The organism is Nitrospina sp. P1_D6, assembly GCF_052156615.1.
GTDB lineage: Bacteria > Nitrospinota > Nitrospinia > Nitrospinales > Nitrospinaceae > Nitrospina.
The window spans coordinates 396,080-406,305 of the sequence record NZ_JBQKUN010000003.1; the positions used below are offsets into that span (position 1 = coordinate 396,080).

Here is a 10,226-nt window from a genome sequence, read left to right on the forward strand (position 1 = left end):
GGGTCACTGTTAGGGGAGTTTCATCAATGCACACAATTAAATAGCTTCGTATTTTGCCTGTTGATTAAACTGTTCCTGCTCCGGATTCATTAAATAAGAGAATAAATCCTCTAAAATAAGAACCTCATAAACTGGTTGAGTTTGTCCAGTTAAATATGCGATATGAGTGCTTCCAAAATATTTTCTGGACTCTCTTCCCCTGTCTCCAATTAACAAAGATTTAAGCTCAACGTCCTCCGATGTTTCCCATTTACAACACCAGGCAACAACCAAATCAATATGCTTGTGGAATTTTTCATTACTAGAACATTCCCGCAATAAAGCATCAAATTCATATTTATATTCCAAAATCTTAGGCTCGGAAGTCCAGGGAAGAGTCTCTATTATTTCTTCTGAAACCCCCAAGCTATTTTTTTCTGAATAATAAATTTCATTTTCCTTTTTATAGTTTACTCTAAAAACGCAATCATATCGAAAATGCTCACTGGTCGAGAAAAGCTCAATACCCCTAATTACGCTGGCTCCTATAAGTTGATTGTACAAAGTCACAACGTCTTGTTCCTTTTGAGGCACGGATAATACGCTAACATTCCTGGCTTCGCTTAGATCAGGCAAAGGGTGATTCTCATAATGCTTTTGTTGAAAACTGATCCAATCAAATTTATCTTTATCAGGTTGCAGAGGATCGCTTTTCTCATCTGGCTTTAAATGACTCCTGAATTGTTTAAGCTTATTAAATGCGCTAACAGATAATTTCCGTGCTAGTTCCGTTTTTTCCGGTTGAAAACTTTTTCTGCCCAAGTCCGGCTCCCCATCCTTGAAATGCACAATCACGTGTGTTTGATTCTGATAACCAATAGATTTCGTTAAAGGAATTGTAATTAAATCTCCTTGAACCATTTGATCAGACGCGATCTGTAATCCTCCCTTTAAAATTCTATAACCTTTCCTTATCTTCAATATGTCATCATTAAACTTATCAAACACCTTAACGGTATTAGAAAAAAAACCATATACACTAACATGATGTTTTTGAATCAAATGATTTTCTTCTTCGGTTAAGGCGCTGTTTTTTGCACCCAATAAATTAAAGGGTGCTTCTGGATCAACAATATTGTCTTTATCCCAGACTTCATATACCGCATCTAACCTTTTGTAATTATCTGGTATTTTTTTATGTTTCTCTTTTAAATCCCCAGGGATTGAGTTTAAGGTTTTGTCCAGCGCACTTATAGACTCTGCCTTTATATTTGGAATCTCATGAGGGTAAAAATATTCTGCAAGATCAGCCTGATGAGCGGTTGAAGATCCAGAATAATCTTTTACTTCTACTTTTATGTTTGGCTTAAACTCTGGCGATTGAATATTAACTTGCCCTAAAGGGGTTCTAATCCTCAAAATATCAAACCATTGCTTCGCCGTAGTAGCATTTATATAGCTCAAAGATGGCCTTTCCCCATCATATAATGTTATGGTTGTAATAGTGCCACTTGGAGAATGGTTTAAGTATGGTTCCCCTATTTCCAACTTTTTGAATTTTGGCCTGCCTATCTCATTTGATTCGCTTTCAACCCATTTTCTTCCATCCGTTAACATCACATATGTTTCAAAACCTTTACTTTTAGTATGGAGTTTAATGTTATTAAACCCGTAAGCTAAAAATGTGGCCCCGACCCCCTTGTTTCCCCTCAAAGACTCACCTCGTTTAAATGAGAAGTTGGGAGCAACACAAAACTCAAACTCTTCTTTCGACATACCACATCCGTTATCTGCAATGGATACAACCTGATCCAATAAATCAATTTTTATGCAAATTTCCGGTTCATAACTTTGATCTGCTCTCCAAACTTTTTCCGTAGCATCAAGAGCGTTTTGGATCATTTCTGAAAACAGATCAAAATAACCTGTATAACTTTTTAAAATGTTTTTGATTTCCCTTTTTTTAGCAAGCTGAAAAATTTCGTCCTTTTTGTCTCCTTTTTTCAATAACGCTTCTAAGGGATCAAAGCCATCGTAAGAAGTAATCAATGATTTGCTCATAATATGATTTGCCTCCAAAGCTCTATGCAGCAAATTATGTAATAACTAACAAATATATATAAATTGCTATTGCCAATTGGCAATAAAACTAGTTATCTAATTTAACTGCTTTTCTCTCTAAACCCTTTCGCCCTTCACTGGAATCAAAGTCGTAATTCTTCCATAGATAATCACTTCAATTATGTCATCCGGTTTGATATTCATCGCTGTGCGGACTTCTTTGGGCAGGGTGATGCGGTTTTGGGATGTGAATTTGACTGTGGGCATGAGGTGTCCCCTCCTCATTATTTTTTAAACTATACCAAATTTTTTGCGGGCCTGTTTTAAAACCTTAAGAGGAAGGGCCATCAGTAACCCCTCCCAGCCCTCCCCTTGAAAAGGGGAGGGGTTGTTCTAAATCGGTGTCCAGCCGTGTTCATCTGTGGTTCCTCCCCATCCCCCTCCGGGCGGAGCCCGTTCAGCGTTTATCTGCCGTTCCCCTGCATCTTTTGCCCGTCGCCAAAAAGATGACAGCAAGATTTGCCGGGTGGCTAGAATAAGCCATATTTCCTCCCAGGCCGCCTGTGCCCTCCCCTCCCCGGTATCCCCAAACCCTTTGTTTTAAAAGCCTTTCCGCCCTACCTGCCGAATCCGGCCAAATCGTTGATAATCCGCGCGTTTGGCATCAAACTTGCTTTAAATCCCTGTAAACATTCCCCGTCCCCGCCAAATGGCGGCCGGCGGGCCGGAAACCCTTATTCTGTAAAGGATTCGCACGATGGATTTTTTGACGTCGATCCAGGTCAGCGCCTCCGGGCTGAACGTCCAGCGCCAGCGCATGGACGCCATCGCCAGCAACCTGGCGAACATTGAGACCACCCGCACGCCGGAAGGCGGCCCCTACAAGCGCAAGGATGTGGTGGTGTCCGCCGTCCCGATGAACGAGGACTTCGCCGCCACCCTGCACCAGCAGATGTTCGACAGCATCCGCCAGGCGCAGGTCGCGGAGATCGTCGAGGACCAGAGTGAGCCGCAGATGGTGTTCCAGCCGAAACACCCGGACGCCAACGAGCAGGGTTACGTGGCCATGCCGAACATCAACCTTATGGAAGAGATGGTGAACCTGATGAATGCCACGCGGTCGTTCGAGGCCAACATCCAGGCGATGAACTCGGCGAAGACCATGGCGCTGAGGGCGATCGATCTCGGCCGGTAGGCGGTGGGCGTGGCCCGCGGCAAACGGGCTGATGCGTTGAGGGCGAACGAGGGTCCGCAGGCACAAAGATAGAGGGGAATGAAAAGAGGATATTGGAATCTCAATTTATGACGCACACAACGACAACCATTGACGGGACAAGATCATGGAAGCGTTTCTCGAATTCTTAACAAATCTCGGACGGCGGTTCAACGAACTGCCGGCGGTGCAGAAAGTCGCGGCGCTGGGCCTGCTGGCCGGCATGGGCGCGGCGTTGGTCGCCATGCTGTTCTGGGCGCAGGCACCGGACTACCAACTGCTGTACGCCAACCTGTCGGAGAAAGACGCGGCGGCGGTGGTGGAGGAACTCAAGACGCAGAACATCCCGTACGAGTTGTCGAACCAGGGACACAACATCCGCATCCCCTCCAACCGCGTGCATGAAGTGCGGCTCGACCTGGCCAGCCAGGGCCTGCCGACGGGCGCGGGGGTGGGACTCGAGCTGTTCGAGGACACACCACTCGGCATGACGGAGTTCGTGCAGAAACTCAACTTCCAGCGCGCGCTCCAGGGCGAGCTGGTCCGCACCATCACTTCGCTCTCCGCGGTGGAACACGCCCGCGTGCACCTGGTGCTGCCGAAGACGGACGTCTTTTCCAAGGAAAAACCGCGCGGCAAGGCGTCGGTGATGGTGAAGCTGAAATCCGGGCAGAACCTGTCTGAAACGCAGGTGCAGGGCATCGTGCATCTCGTCTCCGCCAGTGTCGAGGGATTGCAGGTGGCCGACGTGGTGGTGGTCGATCTCGAAGGCAACATGCTGTCGGGCGGCAAGGAAGTGTCCGAGGCGGCCCTGTTGACCGCATCCAATTACAAGCACAAGCGTCACGTCGAAAAGGAGCTGGAGACGAGCATCGTCAGCATGCTGGAAGACGCGCTGGGGCCGGGCAAGGTCATCGCCAAGGTCGCGGCGGAGATCAACTTCGACAAGGTCGAGCGCACGGAAGAGATTTTCGATCCCGACTCGCAGGTGATCCGCAGTGAGCAGAACACCACCGAGCAGGTGATCGGCGCGGCACCGCCGGGCGGCCTCGCCGGGGTGCAATCGCTGACGCCGGGCACCGGCAACCAGCAGGCGACGGGCACGGGCTCGAAACGCAACAACGAGAAATCGACGCTCAATTACGAAATCAACAAGGTGGTCAAGCACGTGCAGGAGACCACGGGCGAAATCCAGAAGCTGTCGGTCAGCGTGATGGTGGACGGCAAGATGGTCGGCGACCCGCCGGAATACCAGGCCCGGTCCCAGGAGGAGATGGCCAAATTACTGCAACTGGTGCGCACCGCGGTCGGCTATGACGAAGCCCGGGGCGACCAGATCCAGTTGGAAAACGTGCAGTTCGACAAATCCACCCGGTTCCTGCAGAGCGAGGAAGTCGTCTCGGCCCAGAAGTTCGAGCTGGCCCTCAAAATCGCTGAATACGTGATCGGTGCTATACTGTTGGTACTGCTTGTCATGCGCGTCCTCCTGCCGATGGTGCGGTGGATCACCACCAGCGTGGAAGTGGTGGAAGAAATCGATGAAGGCCCCACTCCCGAAGAGATCCTGAAGCAGGAAGAAGAACGGCGCATGGCGCAGATGGCGCAGGAGAACATCGAGATGCGCAAATCGGTGGAAGAACTGGTCGGGCGCGATCCCCGTTACGCCGCGTCCGTGATTCGCAAATGGATGAGAGAACGAAGCGCTGGAGCATAGACCCATGGGCACAATGAATCCCAAAACCAACCAGAAACTGACCGGTCCCGAAAAGGCCGCCATCTTTCTCATGGCGATGGGCGAGGAACAGGCCGCAAAGATCCTCGCGCAGATGGACGAGCGCGAGATCCAAAGCATCGGCAACTACATCTCGGCTGTGAGCGACGTGGAAACCTCCACGGTCGACCAGATCACGCGTGAGTTTTTCACCAACATCACCTCCGGCATCGGCGGTGGTCTGGGTGTGTCCGGTCTGGATTTTCTCAAGAGCACGCTGTTGCAGGCCCTGCCCGCCGACAAGGCCACGGAAATCCTGAACAACGTCACCCTGCCCGGCGAGGACCTGGGCGGCGGACTGGACACCATCCGCATGCTGGAGCCGAAGGCCATCGCGCAGTTTCTGTCCAACGAGCATCCGCAGACCGCGGCGATCGTCATGGCGCACATGGACTCCGCCCTGGCGAGCTCCACGCTGAAGGAAATGAAGGAAGAGTTCCGCACCGAGGTCATTTACCGCCTGGCCACGCTGGAGCGCGTGTCGCCGCAGGTCATCCGTGATCTCGATGAAGCGCTGCAGTCCGAGTTCCGCACTTCCGGCGCGATATCCGGAAGCAAGATGGGCGGCCTCGACACGGCCGTGACGGTGATCAGTGAACTCGACCGCGCGACGGAAACCTCCCTGCTGTCGAACCTGGACGAGATCGACCCCGATCTGGCGAACGAAATCCGCAACCTGCGTTTCACTTACGAAGACATCCTCAAGCTGGACGACAACGGCCTGCAGATGGTGCTCAAGGAAGTGCAGTCCGAGGACCTGCTGATGTCGCTCAAAACCGCCAGCGACGAAGTGAAAGACAAAATTTATTCCAATATGTCCGACCGTGCCGCCAACATGCTGAAGGAAGACCTCGATGCCCTGGGCCCGACGAAAGTCAGCGAGGTGGAACGCTCCCAGCAGAAGGTGGTGCAGGTGATCAAGCGGTTGGAGGAAGAAGGCAAACTGGCCATCGGTGGAGGCGCGGAAGAACTTGTCTGAAACGTTCAAACCATTCCGTTCAAAGGAAGACGTCGAGGGGTCCGGCAAGGATCCCGATGCGCCCGCCACTTCCGGGAACGCCCCGTTCCAGTTCCAGGATTTTGGAGTGCGGCGCGACCTGCCGCGGGGCTTCAAGTTCGACCTGGAAAAATCCCGCAACTTCGACGAACACAACATCGAAAAAGCCAAACAGAGTGTGCAGGAGGTGTTCGCCGACGCCCTCGAACGAATCAAGGCCAAGGCGGAGGAAGTCAAGGCCCAGGCGCGGGAGGAAGGGCACAAAACCGGTTACGAGGAAGGCTACAGAGCGGGCGAGGAAGCGGCGCGCAAGGAATTCACCCCGTTTCTGGAGACGCTCACCGAAGGCGTGGAAGAGCTTGGGAAGTTCCGCAGTTCCATGTATGCCAAGCTGGAACGCGAGATGGTGAACATGGTGGTCGGCATCGCAAAAAAAATCATCGAAGTCGACCTTGCCAGCCGCGAGGACAGCGTGCGCGACATCATCCGCCTCGCCGTCGGCTCCATTCTCGACCGCGAAACGCTGGTCATCAAAGTCAACCCGCGCGACCGCGAACACGCGGAGAATTACACCCCCGAACTCGACCGCCTGTTCCCCGACATTCGCAACGTGCGGGTGGAGGGCCATGCTTCCGTACCACGTGGCGGATGCCGGGTGGAATCGAACTTCGGCAGCGTGGAAGCGGACATCGATCGCCTGAAGGCGGAAATCGACAAACTCCTGCATCGCGCACCCCCACTTCCTGAAGAGTTGCAGGACTACCCGGAACCATCCATCCAGCCGGAACCCGCAACCGCGGAATCCGATGAGGACAAAAGGGAAACCGGGGGAAACGAACAAATGGACCCGTCCGCCTCCGCACCGGAAGAAGGACCCCCGGAAGAACCCCGCGATTCCGGTGACGAAAACGAGACCTATCCCAAAAACGGGAGCTGATACCCCATGTCCGACACCATCGATCTGCAAAAATACGACAGCTTCATCGACAGCGTGTCGATGGTTCGCAAGCAGGGCCGCGTCGTGCGCATCACCGGATTGATCGTGGAAGGCAACGGACCCGCGGTGTCCCTGGGTGCACTGTGCACCATCCATTCCCGCCAGAACAAAAATTCCGTGGACGCGGAGGTGGTCGGTTTCCGCGACAACAAAATACTGCTGATGACTCTGGGCGACATGGCCGGCATCGAGCCGGGCAGCGTGATCGTCGCCAAGGAAGAAGCCCCCGCTTTCAACGTTTCCGAACACCTGTTGGGCCGCGTGATCGACGGCACCGGAAACCCCATTGACGGTCTCGGGCCCATCCCGATGGGCAAGGAATATCCCGTGCAGGGAAAACCTGTGAATCCGCTCGACCGCACCCGTATTGCGGAGCCCCTGGATGTCGGTATCGGCGCTATCAACGGCCTGCTCACCCTCGGCAAGGGGCAGCGTGTGGGCATCATGGCCGGAACCGGCGTCGGCAAATCGGTTCTCCTGGGAATGATCGCGCGCAACACCAGCGCGGAGATCAACGTCATCGGCCTCATAGGTGAGCGCGGCCGCGAGGTGAAAGAATTCATTGAGGAAAACCTGGGGCCGGAAGGAATGAAACGTTCCGTTGTGGTTGCCGTCGCTTCAGACCAGCCGCCGCTGGTGCGTATCCGTGGCGCGTACCTGGCCACCACGATTGCGGAATACTTTCGCGACGAAGGGAACGACGTATTGCTGATGATGGATTCGCTGACCCGCTTTGCCCTGGCGCAGCGGGAGATCGGCCTGTCCGTCGGTGAACCGCCAACCACGCGGGGGTTCACCCCGTCCGTGTTCTCGCTCCTGCCGCGTCTTCTGGAACGTGCGGGCACCTCCGCCGCCGCAGGGTCGATCACCGCCCTCTATACCGTGCTGGTGGAGGGAGACGATCTCAACGAACCGGTATCCGACGCCGTCCGCGCCATTCTCGACGGTCACATCGTGCTGTCGCGCCGTTTGTCTTCGCACAATCATTATCCGGCGATCGACATCCTGGAAAGCATCAGCCGCATGATGATCGAGGTGGTGACACCGGAACATTACCAGTTATCGATGCAGTTCAAGGACATCCTCGCCACCTACCGCGAGGCGGAAGAGCTGATCAACATCGGGGCCTACGCGCAGGGAAGCAACCCAAAAATCGATCGCGCCATTCAGAAAATCGACGCCTTCAACCAGTACCTTCGGCAGGGCATGACCGAGTCGCGTTCCTTTTCAGACAGCGTGGCGCAATTGCACCACGTGCTGCAGGAAGAACCGGCGGGAGGTGACGCATGAGTTTCCGGCTGGAAGGGCTTTTGCGAGTCCGTAAAAACCAGGAGAACATGGTTCAACGAGCGTTCGCCGAGATCAACGCACAACTGGTGGCCCACCGGGAAACCCTGAACCGTTTGAATGAACGCCGAAATCAACAGAAGGAAAACTTGAACCGGAAATTTTCAGAGAATCTGGACCCCTCCACATTGGGTCTTTATGACAGTTATTTTGAAGGGGGGCGGTTGGAGGAGAAGCAAAACCTCCAAACGATCGATGAAGTGTCAGGCAAAATGGAAGCCAAGCGGATGGAGCTGGCAGAAACCATGAAAAAGCGCCGCACTCTGGAGGTCCTCAAGGAACAGCAGTTACTTCGCGAAAAGAAGGAAGCGGAAAAGAAAGAGACCGCGTTTCTCGATGACGTTTCCTCCTCCCAATGGCACAGGAGGGAGCTATGAACGATACGCAGAAACGCTTGCGAAAACTCCCCGCCCTGCTGGCTGCCCTGCTCCTGGCCGGAACGACGCTGGCGGGGGCCCAGACCGGCGACTCCACCCAGCCCAAATCAGAGTCCGGCTCCGGCAACACAAAGGGCGCCCTCCATCTACCCAGCACGGACAAGTCCCGCCTCGAGATGAACATGGAAACGTTCCGCATGCTTGAGATGATTGAAAAGAAAAACCGCGAGCTGGAAAAACGGGAAGAAGAACTGGCCTTGCGTGAAAAAAACCTGAAAGACCTGGAAAAGAAAGTGCGTAGCGACCTTCAGAAAATTGAAGAGGCTCTTGCCCGGAGCGAGGAACAGGTCGGTATCAAACGTGACCTGATACAGAAAAACGTGGAATCGCTGGTGAAAATGTATTCCAGCATGAAAGCTACCGAAGCCGCCACCTTGCTGGAGAACATGGACCAGGACATCGCCGTGCAGATTCTGTCCAAGATGAAAAGCCGGGACGCCGGCGCCGTGCTCGGCAAGATGAACACCCAAGTGGCCAAAAACCTCACCGAAAAAATTGCCGGCAAACCCAAAAAACCCTGATTCACCCTAATTTCCATGGGGAGAAGGCGGACTTTCTTTCTTCTCCCCTTTGGCCAGACCGAAGGACATCAGGTACTTCATCCCCTCCTCCACAGTGATGTCCATGGGAGTGACATCCTTCCTCGGCAGAACCAGGTAAAATCCAAGGGTGACATTGGGGATCAAGGGCACGAACACGTTGACGGGATCCTCATCCCCCGAATGCTCCCTCACCTCTCCCCGCGTGCGGCCGGCCACCAGCCCGAACATGCGCATGCCATCGTGCGGGTATTTCACAACGACCACCTGGTCGAACGAACCGGTGTCCGCCTCGGAAACGGAATCGACCACCTTCTTGATTGTGGTGTAAATGCTGCGGACAATCGGCGTCTGGTTCAGGATGCGGTCGCTCAGAGCAACCAGTTTCCTGCCGAAAAAGTTCGTCGCCACAAGACCGACGATGAAGATAAACAGGCAGACCAGAAAGAATCCCAGGCCCGGGAGATAAAAATCCTCTGGAAGGGGAATGTTCCAGCGCACGATGGCGAGAGAGATCCACGGTGCCATCACGCGATCCAGCAAATTGATCACAAAAGCCAGGACAAATACGGTGAGGCCGACGGGGAACAGGATCAACAGTCCCGCAACCAGGTACTTTTTGACAAACAATTTCAAAGCGGAGTCCTCCTTACCCTGCGGGGGTGCCTGGCTCAGGCGGAAGTTCTGCTCCGCATTTTACCAGTTCCGGGAATCAGCTTTGCGACTTTTCTTGTAATTTCTGAATATGGCCCCGCACCTTCATGGTGAGGGCCGGCCGGGTGGAGGCAGCCAGTTCGACGAACCGGTTGTAGTACACGATCGCATCCTTCAGGCGACCCGTTTCCTCATACAGGAGGGCGAGGTTGTAATATCCCTCCGGGTGGC

The 10,226-nt window shown here is 53.6% G+C and carries 11 protein-coding genes; 7 read left to right on the top strand and 4 right to left on the bottom strand.

The window, feature by feature from the left end; genetic code table 11:
- Positions 1–36 precede the first annotated feature (36 nt).
- Positions 37–2,040 (bottom strand): ATP-binding protein, encoded by a 2,004-nt coding sequence (locus ACTRXA_RS07995; protein WP_442426679.1) that lies wholly within the window; start codon positions 2,038–2,040, stop codon positions 37–39.
- A 117-nt stretch (positions 2,041–2,157) separates the two neighbouring features.
- On the bottom strand, positions 2,158–2,325 hold the full coding sequence (locus tag ACTRXA_RS08000) for an AbrB/MazE/SpoVT family DNA-binding domain-containing protein (protein ID WP_442426680.1): 168 nt from the start codon (positions 2,323–2,325) through the stop codon (positions 2,158–2,160).
- A gap of 472 nt (positions 2,326–2,797) precedes the next feature.
- Between ACTRXA_RS08000 and flgC the strand changes: the two genes are divergently transcribed.
- The 7 genes from flgC to ACTRXA_RS08035 all read left to right on the top strand — a co-directional run bounded on the left by flgC (position 2,798) and on the right by ACTRXA_RS08035 (position 9,323).
- Positions 2,798–3,235 (top strand): flagellar basal body rod protein FlgC, encoded by a 438-nt coding sequence (gene flgC / locus ACTRXA_RS08005; protein ID WP_442426681.1) that lies wholly within the window; start codon positions 2,798–2,800, stop codon positions 3,233–3,235.
- 145 nt (positions 3,236–3,380) lie between these two features.
- A complete protein-coding gene (fliF, locus tag ACTRXA_RS08010; RefSeq protein ID WP_442426682.1) occupies positions 3,381–4,967 on the top strand; it encodes a flagellar basal-body MS-ring/collar protein FliF in 1,587 nt (528 codons plus the stop codon).
- Between the two features lie 4 nt (positions 4,968–4,971).
- Positions 4,972–6,003 (top strand): flagellar motor switch protein FliG, encoded by a 1,032-nt coding sequence (gene fliG / locus ACTRXA_RS08015; protein WP_442426683.1) that lies wholly within the window; start codon positions 4,972–4,974, stop codon positions 6,001–6,003.
- Positions 5,996–6,958 (top strand): FliH/SctL family protein, encoded by a 963-nt coding sequence (locus ACTRXA_RS08020; RefSeq protein ID WP_442426684.1) that lies wholly within the window; start codon positions 5,996–5,998, stop codon positions 6,956–6,958. Before fliG ends, ACTRXA_RS08020 begins: the two co-directional genes overlap by 8 nt.
- Before the next feature lie 6 nt (positions 6,959–6,964).
- Positions 6,965–8,308 carry a FliI/YscN family ATPase gene (locus ACTRXA_RS08025; RefSeq protein WP_442426685.1) on the top strand — a complete coding sequence of 448 codons (1,344 nt, stop codon included), beginning with the start codon at positions 6,965–6,967 and terminating at the stop codon, positions 8,306–8,308.
- Complete coding sequence (fliJ, locus tag ACTRXA_RS08030) at positions 8,305–8,742, top strand: flagellar export protein FliJ (protein WP_442426686.1); 438 nt, start codon at positions 8,305–8,307, stop codon at positions 8,740–8,742. The genes ACTRXA_RS08025 and fliJ overlap by 4 nt, the downstream gene beginning before the upstream one ends.
- A complete protein-coding gene (locus ACTRXA_RS08035) occupies positions 8,739–9,323 on the top strand; it encodes a MotE family protein (RefSeq protein WP_442426687.1) in 585 nt (194 codons plus the stop codon). Before fliJ ends, ACTRXA_RS08035 begins: the two co-directional genes overlap by 4 nt.
- Before the next feature lie 6 nt (positions 9,324–9,329).
- Here the strand turns inward: ACTRXA_RS08035 and ACTRXA_RS08040 are convergent, their stop codons facing one another.
- Both ACTRXA_RS08040 and ACTRXA_RS08045 read right to left on the bottom strand, forming a co-directional pair.
- On the bottom strand, positions 9,330–9,977 hold the full coding sequence (locus ACTRXA_RS08040; protein ID WP_442426688.1) for a DUF502 domain-containing protein: 648 nt from the start codon (positions 9,975–9,977) through the stop codon (positions 9,330–9,332).
- A 76-nt stretch (positions 9,978–10,053) separates the two neighbouring features.
- Positions 10,054–10,226 (bottom strand): tetratricopeptide repeat protein (locus tag ACTRXA_RS08045; RefSeq protein ID WP_442426694.1); only part of this gene is annotated, 173 nt, incomplete at its 5' end.